Below are 19,143 nucleotides of genomic sequence, written 5' to 3' on the forward strand. Positions count from 1 at the left end.
CTGGGTCCCGGGTCAAGCCCGGGATGACAAGTGAGGTTGAGGTCGGGTTCCGTGCCATGCCGCACGGACGCCAGAGGACAACGGGAGGTACCTTGTGACGACTAATCTCGCTATCGCAATCGAGCCGGTGAACCAGCCCAAAATCGTCGAGCTGATCGCGTTGTCGGACGCCTATTCGCTGGCGCGGTATCCGGCTGAGGGGCATTTCGGCACGGATATCGAAGGGCTTTCCGGCGACGATGTTTCGTTCGCCGTGGTGCGCGACGGAACGCGGGCGATCGGCTGCGCGGCGCTGAAATGGAACGGCGACGGGACGGCTGAGCTGAAGCGGCTGTTCGTGCGCGACGAGGGGCGCGGCCGGGGCGCCGCGCGCAAGGTGATGGCGTATCTGGAGGATATGGCGCAGGCGCGGGGCGTCACGCGGATCGATCTGGAAACCGGGCCGCTCAACACCGAGGCCGTCGGGCTTTACGGGGCGCTCGGATACGCCGAGTGCGGGCCTTTCGCTCCTTACGAGGCGAACCCGTACAGCCTGTTCATGACGAAGACGCTGGAAGAGGGCACATCATGATGGACGAAGGGAGGCAGGCTAGTGTTCCTTGCGTCGTCTCGACGAAAGACGGCAGGTCGGTCCGTCTACCGCGCGGATGTTCCCTCTGGTTCAACGGCTATTCGGCGCCACGAAAATCAGCCGAAGACGGTCTTCCGCGCTTTCATATTCGGCGCCTTGATCCGCCCCCGACACCTGAGCCGCGCCAGATTCAGGTCGACTACATTGACGATGATGTCGTCGTGCGCGGTCCGTTTGGAGTTTGCCCGGTTCAAGCGGATGGTCTGGTTGATGGCGACGATTTCTATTTTCGCGCACGCGGAAACTACTGGTCGCTCTCAATCGGAGGCAACGTTCTGAAGGCTCCCGATTGGTACTACGAGGAAGATTATGGCGTCAGGTTTGAGGCGGGCGGGATGTCGATGGACGAAGCGCTCCAGTGCATTCTAAAGGCCGCTCGTCTGTTTCGCAGCGGTGCCGCAACGATGGAAATGAAGTGACATTCAACAAAGTCACTCGACAGCACAATCACCAGAGGAACAGACATGGCATCGAAAGTCATCAAGGGCGGCACGGTCGTCACCGCGGATCTGACCTACAGAGCGGACGTGAAAATCGAGGGCGACGTGATCGTCGAGATCGGCCCGAACCTGTCCGGCGACGAGGTGCTGGATGCGACCGGCTGCTACGTCATGCCGGGCGGGATCGATCCGCACACGCATCTGGAAATGCCCTTCATGGGCACCTATTCGACGGATGATTTCGAAAGCGGCACGCGGGCGGGGCTTGCCGGCGGCACGACCATGGTGGTCGATTTCGCGCTGCCCAACCCCGAACAATCGCTGCTGGAAGCGATCCAGCGCTGGGACAACAAGTCGACGCGCGCCAATTGCGACTATTCCTTCCACATGGCGATCACCTGGTGGGGCGAGCAGGTCTTCAACGAGATGGAGACCGTGGTGCGCGAGAAGGGCATCAACACCTTCAAGCACTTCATGGCGTACAAGGGCGCGCTGATGGTGGATGACGACGAGATGTTCGCCTCGTTCTCGCGCTGCGCCGAGCTTGGCGCGCTGCCGCTGGTGCATGCGGAAAACGGCGACGTGGTCGCCCAGCTTCAGGCCAAGCTGATGGCCGAGGGCAATAACGGCCCCGAGGCGCATGCCTATTCGCGCCCGGCGGAAGTGGAGGGCGAGGCCACCAACCGCGCCATCATGATCGCCGATATGGCGGGCGTGCCGGTCTATATCGTGCACACCTCCTGCGAGCAGTCGCATGAGGCGATCCGGCGCGCCAAGCAGAACGGCATCCGGTGTTATGGCGAGCCGCTCATCCAGCACCTGACGCTGGATGAGAGCGAGTATCAAAGCGGCGACTGGGACCATTCCGCCCGCCGGGTGATGTCGCCGCCCTTCCGCAACAAGAAGCATCAGGACAGCCTGTGGGCGGGGCTTCAGGCCGGCACGCTGCAGGTGGTGGCGACCGACCATTGCGCTTTCACTACCGATCAGAAGCGCTACGGCGTGGGCGACTTCACCAAGATCCCGAACGGCACCGGCGGACTGGAAGACCGGATGCCGATGTTGTGGACCTACGGGGTTGGCACGGGGCGTCTGACCATGAACGAGTTCGTCGCCGTGACATCGACCAACATCGCCAAGATCCTCAATATCTACCCCAAAAAGGGCGCCGTGCTGGTGGGCGCGGATGCCGATCTCGTCGTGTGGGACCCGGCGAAGGAAAAGACGATCTCGGCCACCTCGCAGCAATCGGCCATCGACTACAACGTCTTCGAGGGCAAGCCGGTGAAGGGCCTGCCGCGCTACACGCTGACACGCGGACATGTGGCGATCATGGACGGCGAAATCCGCACGCAGGAAGGCCACGGCAAGTTCGTGGCGCGCGAGCCGTTCACTGCGGTCAACCGGGCGCTGTCGCAGTGGAAGGAAGTGATGGCACCGCGGAAAGTCCAGCGGGCGGGCATTCCGGCAAGCGGCGTCTAGCGGCGGGCGGATGGCAGGCGGGGAGGCTGCTGCGGAACTTGACGCGCGCTGCGCCGTCCTGCGGCACGTTCTGGCCTATCTGGCGGCGGTGTTCGTGGTCGCCGTCGCGCTGTCGGTGGTCATCCACACGATGCTCACCTTCGAGCGTTTCGGCCCGCCGCCGCCCTTTTCCGCGCTGGGGCTTCGCCAGTTCCTGGAGCTTGCCAGCGCGATTGCGGGGCTTGGCTGGATCGGGGTTGCGCCGGTCACGTGGGTTCTGCTCGCCAGGGGGTGGCGGGGCTGGCCGGCCTTCGCGCTGGCGGGGCTCGGTTACGCCGTCGCGCTCGCGGGTATCGCGTTGTTTTCGGCGGGGAGGGGAATGGCGGTTCGCGATGCCCTCTATCTTCTGGCGGTCCTGTCGGGCGGGCTTTCAGTGATCCTGGTGCCGGCCAATTTCGTCTACTGGGCGCTGGCGATCCATTCCGCGACGCTCGGGCTCTGGCCGCGAATTTGCAGGAAGCGGAGGTGAGGTGAGCCCCTTGGAAATGAAGCGGCAGGCCCCTTTCGAGAACAAGGCGGCGTTGGTCCGCGCAACCGGTGAAATGGGAACGACAACGTGACGACGAGTGCAGCACAAAGCCGGACACCGGCGGGCGCGGGAGAGGCTCGCGGCCTGGCGGCGCGTGCCAGCGTGATCGAGGCGAGGGATCTCTCGCTCACCTTCGAGACCTCCGACGGCCCGGTTCACGCCCTGTCGAACATCGCGCTTGATGTGGCGCGCGGCGAGTTCGTGTCGTTCATCGGGCCGTCGGGCTGCGGCAAGACCACGCTTTTGCGCGTCATCGCGGATCTGGAACAGCCGACATCCGGGCGTATCACGGTCAATGGCGGCACGCCGGAGCAGGCGCGGCTCGACCGCTCTTACGGCTATGTCTTTCAGGCGGCAGGGCTCTATCCCTGGCGCACGATCGCCGGCAACATCGCCCTGCCGCTGGAGATCATGGGGTTTTCGAAGGCCGAGCGGCAAAAGCGCATCGCAAAGAACCTGGAGCTGGTGAACCTCTCAGGGTTTGAACGCAAGTTCCCCTGGCAGCTTTCCGGCGGCATGCAGCAGCGCGCCTCCATCGCCCGCGCGCTGTCGTTCGATCCCGATCTGCTGCTGATGGACGAGCCCTTCGGCGCGCTCGACGAGATCGTGCGCGATCACCTGAACGAGCAGTTGCTGAAGCTCTGGGCGAAGACGGAGAAGACGGTGGTCTTCGTCACCCACTCGATCCCCGAAGCGGTGTTCCTGTCGACCAAGATCGTGGTGATGAGCCCGCGTCCGGGGCGGATCCACGACATCATCGAGAGCGACCTGCCGAGGGAGAGGGATCTGGATATCCGCGAAACGCCGGAATTCCTGGAGATCGCGCATCGGGTGCGCGAAGGCTTGCGTGCGGGGCACAGTTATGAGGATTGAGGGCGTGCTTTGGGTTGCGCAAGGGGCGGTTCGTCCTCGCTGTCTGCCTCCACTCGATGTCATCCCGGCCCCATTTATTAAGTTTGGGCCGGAATTCAGCATCCCGCGGCGGGGGCCGATGCGTTCGATCAACGATGCCCGGCGCAGTCCGGGTGATCCAATCGGGCGTGCGACGCATCGGGGCGGCGCTGGATTGCCCGGACTGCGCCGGGCAATGACGGTGGAGAGAGCGGGCCGGGATGACATCGAATGTGTGGCTGGCTTTGTTCGTTTGCGGCTGGCGCCAATCACCTCTCCCATGGGGAGAGGTCGACGCAAAGCGTCGGGTGATGGGATGGGATGTTTCGTGGATACGGATGACCCGACACCCCTCACCCCAGCCCTCTCCCCAAGGGAGAGGGGGCTAGTTCGGGATTTGCTGGAGCGGAGGGCCGCCGCATGACCCGCCTCTTTTCCGGCCGCACCGGCCCCGTGTTCGTCGTCGTCCTCGCGATCATCGCGATCTGGTATGCGGCGGCCGTGTATCTCAACGCGCCGTTCCAGCGCGATACCTATGCACGCGCCAAGCAGGCGGATGTACCGGTGACGCAGCTGGTCACCGATACGCTCAATCAGGACCGGCCCGTTCTGCCCGCGCCCCATCAGGTGGCGGAGGAGATCTGGCAGACGACCGTGATGAAGTCCGTCACGTCGAAGCGCTCGCTCGTCTATCACGCGGGCGTCACGCTTTCCTCCACGCTTCTGGGCTTCGTCATCGGCACGGTGCTGGGCGTTCTGCTCGCCGTCGGCATCGTGCACAGCCGCGTGCTCGACAAGTCGCTGATGCCGTGGGTGATCTCCTCGCAGACGATCCCGATCCTGGCGATCGCGCCGATGATCATCGTGGTCTTGAACGCCATCGGCATATCGGGGCTCCTGCCCAAGGCGTTCATCTCCACCTATCTGTCGTTCTTTCCCGTCACCGTGGGCATGGTGAAGGGGCTGAGATCGCCGGAAATCCTGCATCTCGACCTCATGCGCACCTACAACGCCTCGAAGACCCAGGTGTTCTGGAAACTCCGGTTTCCCTACGCGGTGCCCTACCTCTTCACCTCGATGAAGGTGGCGGTGGCGGCCTCGCTGGTCGGTGCCATCGTCGGCGAATTGCCGACAGGCGCGGTCGCCGGGCTCGGCGCGCGGCTGCTTTCGGGCTCCTATTACGGGCAGACGGTGCAGATCTGGTCGGCGCTGATCGCGGCCTCCGTCATGGCCGCCGTGCTGGTGGCGCTGGTCGGGATCGCCAACGGAATCGTGCTCAAGCGGATGGGGATGGCGCGATGAGGGGGACCATGGAACGGGCCCTGCCGATGGCGGCCGGCGCGGCTGCGGTGTTCGGGCTGGTGCTGCCGCTGTTTGCCGGCGAGGCCGGGACGGTTTCGACGTGGAGCGAAACCGGCGTGCTGGTCTTCGCGCTCGCGGTACTGGTGATGGCGGGGGAGAATTTGCTCGGGGTCGTGGCGCAAGGGAAGGGGGTGTCGGGTGCCTCCTGGTTCCAGGGTCCCTCCGGCGACATGATCATCGCTGTCATTGCCCATTTCGGCGCCTGGGTTCTGCTCTCCGCGCTGGGCGGTCATTCTGGCGAGGCCGCAGGCGGGTTCTGGGCGCTGTTCATCGCCGCCTGGCTGACGGGCTGGCTGTTTGTCCAGCGGCTGGCGAACAGGAAGTTCGCGTCGAAGGCGGTCCAGCGGCTCGCGGGCATCGCGATCCCGCTGCTCTTCGGCGTGTGGGTGCTGATCGCCTGGCAGGCGCTCGTCACCGGCTTCGGCGTGCCGAAGGTGCTGCTGCCGGCGCCAAGCGAAATCTGGGTGCGGCTCATCCATGGTTTCCCGACGCCGCTGTGGCCGGATTTCCGCCAGACCTTCCTGAAGGCCGTGCTGATCGGCTACGGCTTGGGCTGCGGGTCGGGCTTTCTTGTCGCGCTGCTGGTCGTCCGGGTGGATTTCCTCAGGCGCGGGCTGCTGCCCGTCGGAAACCTCGTTTCCGCGCTTCCCATCGTCGGTGTCGCGCCGATCATGGTGATGTGGTTCGGCTTCGACTGGCAATCGAAGGCCGCCGTCGTCATCATCATGACCTTCTTTCCGATGCTGGTGAACACGGTCGCGGGGTTGGCTGCCTCCGATCACATGCAGCGCGATCTGATGCGCACCTATGCCGCCTCGCACTGGCAGACGCTCGTGAAGCTCAGGCTTCCGCAGGCGCTGCCTTTCATTTTCAATGCCCTGAAGATCAATTCAACATTGGCTCTGATCGGGGCTATCGTTGCGGAATTTTTCGGGACGCCGACGGTGGGCATGGGCTTTCGCATCTCGACCGAAGTCGGCCGCATGAATGTCGACATGGTCTGGGCCGAGATCGCCGTCGCGGCGCTCGCCGGCTCGCTGTTCTACGGGTTGATGACGCTGTTGGAGAGGGTTTTCACGTTCTGGCATCCATCGTTCCGCACATAAAACAAAAGGGACGGGTTTGCCGAAACCAGAGGGAGAATGAGGACATGAGGAAAGTATTGTGGGGTGCCGTGGCACTGGCGGCCGGGTTCGGCATGGCGAATGCGGGTGTATCCGGGGCGCAGGCCGCGGACGCGGTGACGCTGCAGCTCAAATGGGTCACCCAGGCGCAGTTCGGCGGCTATTACGTCGCCAAGGACAAGGGGTTTTATGAGGACGAGGGCCTCGACGTCACGATCAAGCCGGGCGGCCCGGACATCGCGCCGCCGCAGGTGATCGCGGGCGGCGGGGCCGATGTTGTTGTCGACTGGATGCCCTCGGCGCTGGCGTCGCGCGAAAAGGGCGTGCCGCTGGTCAACATCGCCCAGCCGTTCAAGAAATCCGGCATGATGCTGACATGTCTCAAGGAGAGCGGCGTCAAGACCCCCGACGACTTCAAGGGCAAGACGCTGGGCGTGTGGTTCTACGGCAATGAATATCCGTTCCTGTCGTGGATGGCACATCTGAAGATCCCGACCGACGGCGGTCCGGACGGCGTCAAGGTGCTGAAGCAGGGCTTCAACGTCGATCCGCTTTTGCAGAAGCAGGCGGCCTGCATCTCCACCATGACCTACAACGAATATTGGCAGGTGATCGACGCCGGCATTTCCGAGGACGATCTCGTCGTCTTCAAGTACGAGGACCAGGGCGTCGCGACGCTGGAAGACGGGCTCTACGTGCTGGAGAAGAACCTCGACGATCCCGCCTTCGTCGACAAGATGGCGCGTTTCGTGAAGGCGTCGATGAAGGGCTGGGAATATGCCCGCGAGCACCCGGACGAGGCGGCGGACATCGTTTTGGAAAACGACGCCACCGGCGCGCAGACCGAAAAGCACCAGCGCCGGATGATGCGCGAGATCAACAAGCTGACCGAGGGCTCCGACGGCGCGCTGGATGAGGCCGATTACAAGCGCACGGTCGAGACGCTGCTGTCGGGCGGTTCCGATCCGGTCATCACCAAGGAGCCGGAAGGCGCCTGGTCGCAGGTCGTCACGGACAAGGCGCTGTGAAGGCAGCTTGATGTGAAATGCCTGAATGGCGGGCGCTGTGTGGAAAACAGCGCCCGTCGTATTCTTCCTGATCCTGTATGTCGTTGCGGCAGCGGGAGATATTGCGTAATCCATTCGTGCTTTCGGTTGAAAGCGCCATTCATTTTCGAATCCGCCAAGGACGCCATGGATCTTGTACGGTTGATTTACACCAGCGTTGCCGTGCGTGAAATGCGGTCCGAAGACCTTGATGACATTCTCGCGGTTTCGCTGTCACGCAATGCTGCGATGAACATTACCGGGCTGCTTGTCCACTACACCGAGACGAGCGAGTTCATGCAGCTTCTGGAAGGCGCGCGGGATGACGTTCTCGCGCTCTTTCATGGTTCCATAGCGAAAGATCCGCGCCATCGTTCGGTCGAGATCTTTCACTTGGAAGACGGCGCTGAGCGGCTTTGCCCGGATTGGCGGATGTCGTTCTGCCTCGAACGCCACGGCGGACTGAAGGAGCGGACCGGACTATCCGGGTTCGTTCGTCACGGCGAGCTTTCCGACATGCGTGCCGGGTTCGCCCGCCGCCTGATGATCGCCTACCGCGAAGAGATCATGCGCCGCGACACCGTGTGATGCCACCCGCTGCCGCGCCCCACAGCGCGGCGTCCGTGAGAACTGGCGCTGCTGTCGCTAGGTCATATTGTATCTTTGAAATGTATCAGGGCGCGGATAGCATGACGGCATGAATCCGTTCCTTCTCATCGCCTTGTATGTAGCCGTGACACTTGCGCCTCTGGGTCTTTCCCTCTGGTCGGGGAATGGCCCGCGCAGCTTCGGTGATGAGCTGGCGTCGGGGGCGGGAATGACTGCGCTGGTCATTATCCTGGTGGAGTTCGTCCTGTCCGGCCGTTTCCGGCTGATCTCGCGGCGTATCGGATCGGACGTGACGATGCGGATGCACCAGTTGTTCGCCCGCACGGCGCTCGTCCTCGCGCTGCTGCATCCCTTCCTCTATCAGGCACCCTTCGCGCCGGCCCGTCCCTGGGATACCGCGCGCGCCGAAACGCTTTTCTACCGGATCGACTTCCTGACGACAGGGACCATCGCCTGGGTGCTTCTCATTCCTTTCGTGCTGCTCGCGGTCGCGCGCGACGGCCTGCCGTTTCGATATGAAGTCTGGCGGGCGCTGCATGGCGGCGGCGCGGCGGCGATCGCGGCCGCGGCCGGTTATCACGCCCTTGTCGGCGGTCGCTATTCAGCCGATCCCGTGCTGGGTGCCTTCTGGCTGGTGCTGATCGCGGCGGCTTTCGTCTCGCTGGCCGTCGTCTATGTCGTGAAGCCGCTGGCGCAGCTTCGCCATCGCTACCGCGTGGTGGCGGTGACGCCGGTCGCGGAGCGGACGTGGGAGGTCGATATCGTGCCCGAGGCGCAGGGGGCGGGCATGGATTTCAAGGCCGGGCAGTTCGCCTGGCTCAACATCGGCCACAGTCCGTTCTCGCTTCGCGAAAATCCGTTCTCCATTTCCTCCGCTCCGGCCAATCGGCGGCGCATCTCCTTTCTGATCAAGGAGGTGGGGGACTTTACCCGCACGCTCGGTGCCGTGCGGCCCGGCACGATTGCCTATCTCGACGGACCGCACGGGCACCTGACCATCGCGGCGCGCAAGGAGCCGGGTGTGGTGCTGATCGCCGGCGGCGTCGGGCTGGCACCGCTCATGGCGATCGCTCGTCAGGCACGCGCGTCGGGCGATCCGCGACCGTTCGTGCTCCTCTATGGCAACCGGAGCGAGCGCCAGATCGCCTGTCGTGGGGAGCTGGACGCCATGGCGCGCGATATGGCGTCCTTCACGGTGGTGCATGTCCTGAGCGAGCCGCCACCCGGCTGGCAGGGCGCGCGCGGCCTTGTCACGCGGGAGGTGATCGCAGATGCCTGCGGCGGGACGATCCGGCCGGACTGGCTGCATGTCCTGTGCGGCCCGGCGGCGATGATTACCGGCGTGGAACGAACGCTGCGGGCCGGCGGCGTGCCCGCCCGAGCCGTCCTGTGCGAACGTTTCACCTATGACTGAGGAGCCTCGTGCGTGACATCGGATCAACGCCATCTGGCCGTTTATGCCGGGTTCACGGCCATTCTGGTCGCCGCTCTGGTGCTTTTCGCGATGCGATAGAAAATGCCTCGCGTATTGGTCTGTAAATTAACTTCGAAACCCGTTAGATACCGCTTGCGGCGGGCTTGTTCCGAGTCCGCTCTTCTCCATGCGCAAGGCGGCGGGATCGCAAGGCTTACCCATGAGCTTCACACTGGATCTGGCGAATTGGGTGATCGCTTATCTCGGCCAGAATCCGCACCTTTCCATCGCCGTCGTGTTTCTTATCTCGATGGGCGAGGCGCTGCTCATCATCGGGCTGTTCGTCCCCTCCACCGTGGTGCTGGTGGGGGCGGGAACGCTGGTGGGGGGCGGCAAACTCGATTTCTGGCCGATCTTCGTCGCCACGACCTCCGGCGCCATTCTCGGCGATGCCGTGTCGTACTGGGCCGGGCGGTTCTACGGCGCGCGGCTCAAGCGCATGTGGCCGCTGTCGAAATACCCCGGGCTGGTTGAAAAGAGCGAGCTGTTCTTCTCCGATCACGGCGGCAAGTCCATCGCCATCGGCCGCTTCGTTCCGGGCGTGAAGGCCGTCATTCCCGGCATCGCCGGCATGATGGGCATGAGCCACACCCGCTTCGTCACCATCAATGTGCTGTCGGCCTTCGTCTGGTCGCTGACCCATCTCCTGCCCGGTGTCTTCATCGGCAAGGGGCTGGCGGTGGCGAGCCAGGTTTCGGGCCGCTTCGCGATCGTTCTGTTCGCCCTGATCGGCGTTGTGTTCATCGCCGCGTGGCTCATCCGCGTCGTCGTCATGAGCGTGATCCCGCTGCTCATCCGCCTTCAGACGCGCCTCGTCGACCATGCGGCGTCCCGGCCCGGCCGTATCTGGCAATGGCTGGCAGAGACCTTCGCCCCCGACAATCCGCGCGCGCTGCGCGTCGTGGCGCTGAGCGCCGTGCTGGCCGCCGGCGGTATCGGCTTCGCCTCGCTGCTGGAGGATCTGGTCGCGCGCGATACGATGATCTACGCCGACCTTTCCATCGCCAATCTGGTGCAGTCGGTGCGCAACACGCCGGCCGACCGGGTGATGGTGGCGATCACCATGATGGGCGACGGCACGGTGCTGATCGCGCTGGGGGCGGTGATCGTGGTCTGGCTGCTGGCGCGCAAGGCCTGGACGATCGCCGGCGCGGCGGCTGTGACCATGGCGTCGGCAGCGCTGTTCGTCCCTTTCATGAAGCTGCTGCTGCAGCGCGCCCGGCCGACCGAGATCTTCAGTGGTGCCGACATCTATACCTTCCCCTCCGGCCACGCGACGCTCGCGACCGTGGTCTTCGGCATCCTGGCGGTGCTGATCGGGCTTGGTGTCGGGCGCTGGGGCAAGGCGGTGATCTTCGCCTGTGCGGGCGCCATCATCGTGGCGATCGCCTGTTCGCGCATCTATCTGGGGGCGCACTGGCCTTCAGATGTCGCCGGCGGGTTCCTGTTCGGCGTGTCGATGACGGCGGCCTTCGCGCTTGCCGTGGAGGCGACTCGGCCGGAAAAGATCGCGCCGGTGGTGCTCGGGGCGGTTTCGCTGGTCGTCTATGCGATCGTCTCGCTGGTCTACGTCGCCAACGGCCATGCCTCCGCGATGCTGTTCTACAGCGCGCCGGTGCATGCGACCGTCGTCACCGATGCGCATTGGCGCGAGGTCGGCTGGAAGACGTTGCCCGCGCGGCGGATCGAGCTCACGGGCGAGACCGGCGAGCCGTTCATCGCCCAGTGGGCGGGCCCGGTGGAGACCCTGAAGACGCTGTTGCATGACAGTGGCTGGGAGATCGTTCCCACCTGGTCCTGGGTCGACGTGCTCGCCTATTCCGACGGGCGCAACCGGATCGACGCGCTGCTGCCGCGCCCCTCGCTGCATGAAGGCCGGCTGGCCAACCTGAGCGCGACCAAGTCGGCGCCGAAGGATCACGGCCGCCTGGTTCTGAGAGCCTGGCAGACGGATACGATCGTGACCGGAGAAAACGGAGAACGGCGACCGCTGGTGCTCATCAGCCTGACGCTGGAGCGCAAGAAGGAACTTCCGATCATCGCGCTGCCGCACGACGTGCCCGCGCCAACGCGCGACGTGGTGGGCGTGCTCTCGCTGCTGGCGAAAGCGGGCAAGGCGGAAACGGCCCCCAACGATCAGGGGTCCAGGCGCCGCCCGCCGCTTCTCGTGCATGTCGCCCTCTGAAGCGATTTCTTGCGTATCGTCCCACGCGGCGATCGCGCGATCCCCACGCGGTCAGCCGGGGCAGGCCGTCGCAAGGGGGAGAGCCAGGCGGTTGCCACGGCGCGGCACGCGTTTCCTCGTGCCGTGAAGCACACTAGCGGCCGCGCGAGATCGAAAGTCGCCGGCATCGCGGGCAGTCACTCCGCCAGGCTTTCCTTGGGCGCACGGCGTTTTGTTCTGAGCGCCTCGATCATGCGCTCGAGCACATCGTAGGCCTCGTCCAGCAGATCGTAGCCGATGTCGGAAGCGATGGAGCTGTAGAGGCGTTCAGATTCGGGGGCGAGCTGGTTGAAAAGAGTTCGCCCCTTCTGCGCGATGGTGACGATGACGCGACGCTGATCCGCCTTGTTCGTCCGCCGGTTGATGATACCGGCCGCATCCAGCTTCGGCAGGATGCGCGACAGGCTGGCGGGATGAATGCCGCACACGTCGCTCAAATCGAGGATCTCGCGCGATTCGACTTCCATGAGCGCCCGGATGATGCGCCATTGCTGGTCGGTCAGCCCGTGCGCATGCAGATGCGGCCGGAACCGCAGCATGACCTCCTCCCGGGCCGCCATGAGTTGCATGGGCAACGACTGATGAAACGGGCGCAGAAAGAGATCCTTGCCGCTTTCACCGGTTTCCTGACTGGACTTCAATTCACTTGCCGTCAATTGGATCGCCTTGTGTCTTGTTCAATCCTACAAAGCTGCGGCGATGGGAAGTCGTGCCAGTTTCGGTCAATTTTTTCCGGGCGGTGCAAACTGCCCTTGCTTATTAGCTTAACTAATTAAATGAAATGATCCTGTAGATTCATCTCGTACTACACCTGATAGAATAGGACGGATGTCGCCCATGTCAAAAACGATTTTGAACGGTGCAGACGTTCTTGTCGCCTTCCGCAGCGACTCCGGTGCGTGGCATGTGGAAAATCCTTGCCGCGCCGTGGCGAAGTGCGCGCGCGTGCCGGCTGTTGTTCGCCGCGTTCGTCGCCGGGGGGAGGGGCGGGCTTGCGGTGCGCGGCGGGTCGTGGCAGTCAACGAAGCGGTCTGAGGGGGCCTGCTTCGCAATATCGGTAACAGCCTCGCCGGTCTCAGGGCCGGCAAGATCCGCGACATACATCACCACGGAGTGCGCAATGCGGCGACTTGCAAAGACGATTACGGGCCTTGCCGTCCTGGCAGCCGGGACGCTGGCCGCGGCCGGCGGGACAATGGGCGGAGCCCAGGCAGCCGGATGCCGCAATACCGGCGATTTCGGCCGTTGGCTTGAGGATTTCAAGACCGAGGCCCGGACGCAGGGGATTTCCGCGCGCGTTATTTCCTCCTCGCTCGATGGTCTTCGATACGACCCCTCGATCGTGCGCAAGGACCGCGCCCAGAGCGTGTTTTCCCAGAGCTTTCTGGAATTCTCCAACCGCATGGTTTCCGGCTATCGGATGAAGCAGGGAACTCGGCTTCTGAAGCAGAACGCCTCCGAGTTCCGCGAACTGGAACGCAAATACGGAGTGCCGGGACCGGTCATCGTCGGTTTCTGGGGGCTGGAAACGGATTTCGGCGCGAATATCGGCAATCTGCCGGTGATGAATTCCCTGGCGACGCTCGCCTTCGACTGTCGGCGCCCGGACCTCTTTCGCGAGCAGCTCATGTACGCGCTGAAGATCGCGCAGCGCGGTGACCTGAGGCCCGACCAGATGATCGGCGCATGGGCGGGCGAGCTCGGCCAGCTTCAATTCCAGCCCAAGGACTATTTCGAGCTCGGTGTCGACTACAACGGCAATGGCCGGGTCGATTTGCTCAAGGAAGTTCCCGACGTTCTGGCCTCGGGCGCGCGACTGATCCAGAGCCACGGCTGGCGGGCGGGCGAACCGTGGCTTGTGGAGGTGCGGGTACCGCGCTCCATGCCGTGGGTCGAGGCGGGACTGGAAACCCACCATGGGGAAGCGAAGTGGTCGGGGTGGGGCGTGACCGCGCGAGACGGTTCGCCGCTGAAGTCGACCGGTCTGGAAGCGTCGCTGCTGCTGCCCATGGGCCGCAACGGGCCGGCCTTCCTCGCCTATCCCAATTTCGACGTCTATCTGCAGTGGAACCAGTCGCTCGTCTACGCCACCACGGCGGCCTATTTCGCAACACGGCTCGCCGGCGCCCCGCCGCGTTTCGCGGGCAATGGCGATGTCGATGCGCTGAGCTTCAACGAGATCAAGACGCTTCAGCATATCCTGCAGAACCGGGGCTACGACGTGGGCGGCGTGGACGGAATGATCGGCGCCAATACGCGTTCGTCGGTGCGCGACGTGCAGGCAAAGCTCGGCCTGCCGGTCGACGGCTACCCCACGAAGGACCTGTTGCGGCGCCTCGCCGGCCAATAGGCCCGGCAGGGCAAGGAGACGAACGAGCCGGCAAGAACGCCCGTTTGCGAATGAGGTTGATCGGCTGGCGGCATTCGCCGCCTGCCAATGAGGTTGGTCGGCTGGCGGCATTCGCCGCCTGCCAATGAGGTTGGCCGGCTGGCGGCATTCGCCGCCTGCCAATGAGGTTGGTCGGCTGGCGGCATTCGCCGCCTGCCGGTGACGTTTCCGACGTGTGTTGCCATCGCCACGGGGCGCGGTTGTGCGCCGCGAATACGCATATGTAACGATATCTGACGCCGCGTGCGGGTGTTATCGTTAACCTCGTGAGTTGTCATTAGGATCGGGGCATGCGCAGGCACGATCCGTCGCGGTTGTCGTGAGCCGGATCGGTGGTCTTCAGGCTGATTCCGCATCCCCAGATCATCGCGCGGCGTGCCCTTGAGTATCCGGCTATCCCCCGCAGCGAGCGGACGACCGGCATGCTTGGCAGGTATAAAGGCAGCGTCGCCAACAGGATCATCCTCTGGATCGTTGTCTTTTCGATCGTCGCCTGCGCGATGGTGACGGCCGTGCAGGTCTACTTCGAGCAAAAGAACCACATCGCCCGCATCGAGGCCGAAATCGCCGGTATCGAGCGTTCCTATACAAGCAGCGTGCGCCGGGCGCTGTGGATACAGGACATGGCCCAGCTGCAGATGCTGGCGGAGGGAATCGCGGCAGCGCGGGAAATCGCCTTCGTCAGCATCAATGAGAACGGCAATCCGGTGGCGACGGTGGGCAGACGGCCGGCCGATGGCGGCGTCGTCTGGGAAACGCCCATCACCTTCGAGCATCGCAACGCCATCATCGAGATCGGCCGGCTGGTGATCGTCGGCGATCTGGCGCGCGCGCGCGAGCAGATATTGTGGCTGGCGTTGCGGATGCTGGCGACGAATGTCGCGATCACGCTGTCGATCGCGGTCTTCGTCTATTTCATTTTCTCACATCTTGTGACGCGGCACCTGAGCGCCATGGCCGAGCAGTTGAGCCGGATGTCGGGCGACGATCTGGAAACCGTGCTGCGGCTTGATCGCGCGCGGGCGAGCGGGGCGGGGGATGACGAATTCGACCTGCTCGTTTCCGCTTTCAACGGCCTGCGGGACCGCTTGCGCGAAACCCGGGGCAAGTTCAAGAAGGGGCAGGAGGAACTGAGGTCGAGCGAGCGGCGCTACCGCGCCATTCTCGACGAGATGCTGGATACCTATTACCGCACCGACAATGCCGGTGTGGTGACGATGGTCACGCCCTCGATGTATGATTTGGTCGGCTGGCGACCGCAGGACGCGATCGGGCGCAAGGCGGTCGATTTCTACGTCGATCCAGACTGCCACGCCCGGTTCATCGAGTCGTTCAAGATGCACGGCGGTTCGGTCCGCGCCTTCGAGGCGGCGATGCGGCACCGCGACGGGCGCATCGTGTGGATTTCCACCACGGCGCGGATCTATCGCGACGATGATGGCAACATCGCCGGGATCGAAGGGATCGCCCGCGATATCACCGAGCAGCGCGCCGCGGCGGAGGCGGTCAGGCGCAGTCACAACCAGCTCCGGCTCGTCTCGGACTCCGTGCCCGCGCTGATCCTCTATGTCGATGACGTGCTCAAGATCCGCTTCGCCAACCGGGAGGCCGCGAAGTGGCTTGCCCGCGACGTCGAGGAGATCGTGGGCAGCGATATCGATACCGTCATGGACAAGACGTGGGTGGACCGGATCCGCCCGCATTGGGAAGCCGCTCTGATCGGCGAGTTGCAGGTGGTATCCGATACCTTCGTGGCGCCCGATGGCAAGGAGCGGCGGCTGGAACTCAGGCTGGTGCCGCACGCGCAGGCTGATGGCACGGTGGAGGGGTTCTTCGCCCTCGGGCTCGACATGACCGAACGCCTGATGCTGGAGGAGCGGCTGCGGCAGTCGCAGAAGATGGAATCGGTGGGCCAGCTCACCGGCGGCGTCGCACACGATTTCAACAACCTGCTCGGCGTGATCCTCGGCAACGTGGAGTTCCTGATCGAGGAGCCGGAGATGGATGCCGGCGAGCGCGCGCCGCTTCTGGCCGCCATTCAGCGCTCGGGCGAGAGAGGCGCGCGGCTGACGCGGCAGTTGCTGGCCTTTTCGCGCATGCAGCCGCTGGAACCGAGCACGCTCAATCTGGATCGCGACCTGAAGGAGTTCGTCTCGATGCTGCGTCCCACGATCGGCGACGCGGTGACGGTGACGATGCATGCCCAGCCCGGCCTGTGGCCGTGCATGGCCGATCGCGGATTGCTGGAACTTGCCATCTTGAACCTGATGCTGAATGCGCGCGATGCGATGCCGGAAGGCGGCGAGGTGATGCTCACGCTCGCCAATGCGGATGTGAACGACAAGGGACAGGCAGCCGAGATCGGGCTGGAGCCCGGCGACTACGTGATGATCGCCGTTTCCGACTCCGGAAAGGGTATCCCCGCGGAAATGCAGCCTCATGTCTTCGAACCGTTCTTCACGACCAAGGATGTCGGGCGCGGGACAGGGCTCGGCCTTTCGATGGTCTACGGGTTCGTTTCCCAGTCCGGTGGGCAGGTGACGCTGGAAAGCGAGATCGGTGCGGGCACGACGATTCGTCTCTACCTGCCGGTCGCGCATCTGGTGACCCTGACGGCGGAAGCGGATGCGAATGCGGCGGGCGCGAAGCGCGGCATCTGCGGGCGCAGCGAACGTATTCTCGTGGTGGAGGATGACGCGGATCTGCGCGCCCTCACCGCGACGATGCTCGATCGTCTCGGCTACAAGGTCATGCTTGCCCATGACGGGCCGAGCGCGCTGGATCTTCTGGAAAGCGGACTGCTGCCCGATATCGTCTTGACCGATGTGCGCCTGCCCAACGGCATGCTGGGACCGCAGGTCGTCAGCGCGGCGCGCGAAATCGAGCCGGGTATCCGGGCGATCTACATGACGGGCTTCGCCGACCGCACCCAGGTGGCCAGTGCGGATCTCGACGGCAACGACATCCTGATCAAGAAGCCGTTTCGTTCCGACGATCTGGCCCTCGTGCTGGAGCGGGTCCGCACAAGTGACTGAGGTCTGCGTGGGGCGGGTTGACAGAAAGGGCCGGGCAGGTATCGCGGTGCCCTTGCGCGCCGCTGTCATCTTCTGGCACTGATGGTGCCCGGCAAGGCTCGTTCCGCCTCGCCGGCACATGCCCCGCCTCGTGGCTTCCGCCGTTCAGCCCGCCCTCTTCAGCCAGAGTTGAGATCGCCCATGACCGAGACCGGTTTCGTCATTCTTCCGCCCGTTGTGCCCATGCTGCCGGTCAAGGGGAGGGACGAGACGTTTCCCGTGCGCCGTATCTACTGCATCGGCCGCAACTATGCCGCCCATGCCATCGAGATGGGGCATGACCCGAACCGCGAGCCGCCGTTCTTCTTTCAGAAGAACCCCGACAACATCGATACCTCCGGCCGCTTTCCCTACCCGGTGAAGAGCGCCGACGTTCACCACGAGATCGAGATGGTGGTGGCGCTGAAATCGGGCGGCACGAACATTCCCGTCGACACCGCGCTCGACCATGTCTTCGGCTATGGCGTCGGGCTCGACATGACACGGCGCGACCTGCAGGGCGAGGCCAAGAAGCTCGGCCGGCCATGGGAGATCGGCAAGGCGTTCGAGCATTCCGCGCCGATGGGGCCGCTGGTGCGGGCCGAAGAGATCGGCCACCCGGGCGCGGGCAGGGTGGACCTGAAGGTCAACGGCCAGCTGCGCCAGGAGGGCGATCTCGACCAGCTCATCTGGAAGGTGCCGGAGATGATCGCCTATCTGTCGGAGTATTTCGAACTGGCGGCGGGCGATCTCATCATGTCCGGCACGCCGTCCGGCGTCGGCGCGGTCGTGAAGGGCGACGTCATGGAAGGCGCGATTGAAGGCGTCGGTGGGATCCGGGTGGAGGTGGTGTGAGGAACCGGGTGCCGCCGAGGCCGTGATGCCGCGATCTTTCTTCCGTCATTGCCGGGCGAAGTCCGGGCAATGACGCGCATACCGGGGCCCCGGACTTCGCGGCGGGATGGCCGCGGAGAGACGGGGTGCGGTTGAGAAATGCGCCCCGCCTCTCGTGATCCTCAAGTCCGCCAGCGCAGGAAGTACTTCTCCGCCAGCCCGATCAGCCAGGCGATGATCAGGCCCAGCACCGACAGTATGGCGACGCCGGCGATGAGCTGGTCGGTGGCCATCAGCGAGCCCGCCATCAGGATGTAGGCGCCAACGCCGTATTCCGCGCCGATCATTTCCGCCGCCACCAGCAGCACGATGGCGATGGAGATCGAGATGCGGAAACCCGACAGGATCGCCGGCATGGCGCCGGGGATGACGATCTTCCTGACGATCGATGTCCATGACAGCCCGAACGACTGCCCCATGCGGATGAGTGTGCGGTCGACGTTGTCGACGCCGGAATAGGTGGAGATCACGGTCGGAAAGAAGGTGCCGAACAGGATGGTGGCGACCTTCGAGCCCTCGTCGATGCCAAACCAGATGATGAAGAGCGGCAACAGCGCGATCTTGGGAACGGGGAACAGCGCGGAGACGAGCGGTTGCAGACCGGAACGCGCGACCGAGAAGAGCCCAATCGCAAGCCCGGCGACGATGCCGAGCGCGGTGCCGGCCGTCCAGCCGATGACGAGCCGCTGCAGCGAGGCGCCGAGATGTTTCCACAAAAGGCCGGAATGGACGAGGTTCATGAACGCGGTCCAGGCCTCCGATGGCGCGGGCAGCACCAGCGGGCTGATCCACCCCGTGTCCGAGCCGAACTCCCAGATGGCGATCAGCACGATGAAGACGAGCGGCCCGGCGATGCGCACCGGCTTGTAGACGAAACCGCCGCCGCGAAAGGGAACCGGCCGCGCGATGGGGGCCGCGTTCTGCTCCGCCTCGCGGATATCGGCGTTTGTCATGGT

Annotated in this window: 16 protein-coding genes; 14 read left to right on the forward strand and 2 right to left on the reverse strand. The window is 64.3% G+C overall.

Annotated elements, in window-relative coordinates:
* The first annotated feature begins 94 nt into the window (after positions 1–94).
* The 11 genes from C8N35_RS15920 (at position 95) to C8N35_RS15970 (ending at position 11,812) form a co-directional block, all read left to right on the forward strand.
* Positions 95–571, forward strand: coding sequence for a GNAT family N-acetyltransferase (locus C8N35_RS15920; protein WP_107990705.1), 477 nt, complete (start codon positions 95–97; stop codon positions 569–571).
* Positions 568–1,050: a hypothetical protein gene (locus C8N35_RS15925; protein WP_107990706.1), complete on the forward strand. Its 483-nt coding sequence runs from the start codon at positions 568–570 to the stop codon at positions 1,048–1,050. Before C8N35_RS15920 ends, C8N35_RS15925 begins: the two co-directional genes overlap by 4 nt.
* Before the next feature lie 45 nt (positions 1,051–1,095).
* Positions 1,096–2,553 (forward strand): dihydropyrimidinase, encoded by a 1,458-nt coding sequence (hydA, locus tag C8N35_RS15930; RefSeq protein ID WP_107990707.1) that lies wholly within the window; start codon positions 1,096–1,098, stop codon positions 2,551–2,553.
* Positions 2,554–2,563: 10 nt separating this feature from the next.
* Positions 2,564–3,061, forward strand: coding sequence for a hypothetical protein (locus C8N35_RS15935; protein WP_107990708.1), 498 nt, complete (start codon positions 2,564–2,566; stop codon positions 3,059–3,061).
* A 144-nt stretch (positions 3,062–3,205) separates the two neighbouring features.
* Positions 3,206–3,994, forward strand: a complete 789-nt coding sequence (locus C8N35_RS15940) for an ABC transporter ATP-binding protein (protein ID WP_170122135.1) — start codon at positions 3,206–3,208, stop codon at positions 3,992–3,994.
* A gap of 438 nt (positions 3,995–4,432) precedes the next feature.
* Entirely contained in the window at positions 4,433–5,314 is an 882-nt protein-coding gene (locus tag C8N35_RS15945; protein WP_107990710.1) for an ABC transporter permease, read from the forward strand.
* An 8-nt stretch (positions 5,315–5,322) separates the two neighbouring features.
* Positions 5,323–6,480 carry an ABC transporter permease gene (locus C8N35_RS15950; RefSeq protein WP_245926819.1) on the forward strand — a complete coding sequence of 386 codons (1,158 nt, stop codon included), beginning with the start codon at positions 5,323–5,325 and terminating at the stop codon, positions 6,478–6,480.
* A 44-nt stretch (positions 6,481–6,524) separates the two neighbouring features.
* Positions 6,525–7,526: an ABC transporter substrate-binding protein gene (locus C8N35_RS15955; RefSeq protein ID WP_107990711.1), complete on the forward strand. Its 1,002-nt coding sequence runs from the start codon at positions 6,525–6,527 to the stop codon at positions 7,524–7,526.
* Between the two features lie 180 nt (positions 7,527–7,706).
* Positions 7,707–8,132 (forward strand): BLUF domain-containing protein, encoded by a 426-nt coding sequence (locus tag C8N35_RS15960; RefSeq protein WP_170122125.1) that lies wholly within the window; start codon positions 7,707–7,709, stop codon positions 8,130–8,132.
* A gap of 229 nt (positions 8,133–8,361) precedes the next feature.
* Positions 8,362–9,567 carry a ferredoxin reductase family protein gene (locus C8N35_RS15965; protein WP_170122126.1) on the forward strand — a complete coding sequence of 402 codons (1,206 nt, stop codon included), beginning with the start codon at positions 8,362–8,364 and terminating at the stop codon, positions 9,565–9,567.
* A gap of 220 nt (positions 9,568–9,787) precedes the next feature.
* Positions 9,788–11,812: a bifunctional DedA family/phosphatase PAP2 family protein gene (locus tag C8N35_RS15970; protein WP_170122127.1), complete on the forward strand. Its 2,025-nt coding sequence runs from the start codon at positions 9,788–9,790 to the stop codon at positions 11,810–11,812.
* 176 nt (positions 11,813–11,988) lie between these two features.
* Here the strand turns inward: C8N35_RS15970 and hpaR are convergent, their stop codons facing one another.
* On the reverse strand, positions 11,989–12,507 hold the full coding sequence (gene hpaR, locus C8N35_RS15975) for a homoprotocatechuate degradation operon regulator HpaR (RefSeq protein ID WP_146177419.1): 519 nt from the start codon (positions 12,505–12,507) through the stop codon (positions 11,989–11,991).
* A gap of 464 nt (positions 12,508–12,971) precedes the next feature.
* Here hpaR and C8N35_RS15985 point away from each other — a divergent pair, with 464 nt between their 5' ends.
* The 3 genes from C8N35_RS15985 to C8N35_RS15995 all read left to right on the forward strand — a co-directional run bounded on the left by C8N35_RS15985 (position 12,972) and on the right by C8N35_RS15995 (position 18,148).
* Positions 12,972–14,201 (forward strand): lytic murein transglycosylase, encoded by a 1,230-nt coding sequence (locus C8N35_RS15985; RefSeq protein WP_245926820.1) that lies wholly within the window; start codon positions 12,972–12,974, stop codon positions 14,199–14,201.
* A gap of 461 nt (positions 14,202–14,662) precedes the next feature.
* Positions 14,663–17,275, forward strand: coding sequence for a PAS domain S-box protein (locus C8N35_RS15990; protein ID WP_146177420.1), 2,613 nt, complete (start codon positions 14,663–14,665; stop codon positions 17,273–17,275).
* Positions 17,276–17,455: 180 nt separating this feature from the next.
* Positions 17,456–18,148 (forward strand): fumarylacetoacetate hydrolase family protein, encoded by a 693-nt coding sequence (locus C8N35_RS15995; protein WP_107990718.1) that lies wholly within the window; start codon positions 17,456–17,458, stop codon positions 18,146–18,148.
* 161 nt (positions 18,149–18,309) lie between these two features.
* On the opposite strand, the gene C8N35_RS16000 is transcribed toward C8N35_RS15995, so the two are convergent.
* A complete protein-coding gene (locus C8N35_RS16000; protein WP_210203562.1) occupies positions 18,310–19,140 on the reverse strand; it encodes an ABC transporter permease in 831 nt (276 codons plus the stop codon).
* Positions 19,141–19,143: the final 3 nt, after the last annotated feature.

It is taken from the genome of Breoghania corrubedonensis, from assembly GCF_003053845.1.
In the GTDB taxonomy this organism is placed as follows: Bacteria; Pseudomonadota; Alphaproteobacteria; order Rhizobiales; family Stappiaceae; genus Breoghania; species Breoghania corrubedonensis.

Excerpts from the sequence above, each read along its gene's own strand:
- C8N35_RS15950 (WP_245926819.1), top strand. The coding sequence starts at position 5,323 with ATGGAACGGGCCCTGCCGATGGCGGCCGGCGCGGCTGCGGTGTTCGGG.
- C8N35_RS15955 (WP_107990711.1), top strand. The coding sequence starts at position 6,525 with ATGAGGAAAGTATTGTGGGGTGCCGTGGCACTGGCGGCCGGGTTCGGC.
- C8N35_RS15965 (WP_170122126.1), top strand. The coding sequence starts at position 8,362 with ATGACTGCGCTGGTCATTATCCTGGTGGAGTTCGTCCTGTCCGGCCGT.
- C8N35_RS15935 (WP_107990708.1), top strand. The coding sequence starts at position 2,564 with ATGGCAGGCGGGGAGGCTGCTGCGGAACTTGACGCGCGCTGCGCCGTC.
- hydA (WP_107990707.1), top strand. The coding sequence starts at position 1,096 with ATGGCATCGAAAGTCATCAAGGGCGGCACGGTCGTCACCGCGGATCTG.
- C8N35_RS15945 (WP_107990710.1), top strand. The coding sequence starts at position 4,433 with ATGACCCGCCTCTTTTCCGGCCGCACCGGCCCCGTGTTCGTCGTCGTC.
- C8N35_RS16000 (WP_210203562.1), bottom strand. The coding sequence starts at position 19,140 with ATGACAAACGCCGATATCCGCGAGGCGGAGCAGAACGCGGCCCCCATC.
- C8N35_RS15995 (WP_107990718.1), top strand. The coding sequence starts at position 17,456 with ATGACCGAGACCGGTTTCGTCATTCTTCCGCCCGTTGTGCCCATGCTG.
- C8N35_RS15990 (WP_146177420.1), top strand. The coding sequence starts at position 14,663 with ATGCTTGGCAGGTATAAAGGCAGCGTCGCCAACAGGATCATCCTCTGG.
- C8N35_RS15925 (WP_107990706.1), top strand. The coding sequence starts at position 568 with ATGATGGACGAAGGGAGGCAGGCTAGTGTTCCTTGCGTCGTCTCGACG.
- C8N35_RS15970 (WP_170122127.1), top strand. The coding sequence starts at position 9,788 with ATGAGCTTCACACTGGATCTGGCGAATTGGGTGATCGCTTATCTCGGC.
- C8N35_RS15985 (WP_245926820.1), top strand. The coding sequence starts at position 12,972 with ATGCGGCGACTTGCAAAGACGATTACGGGCCTTGCCGTCCTGGCAGCC.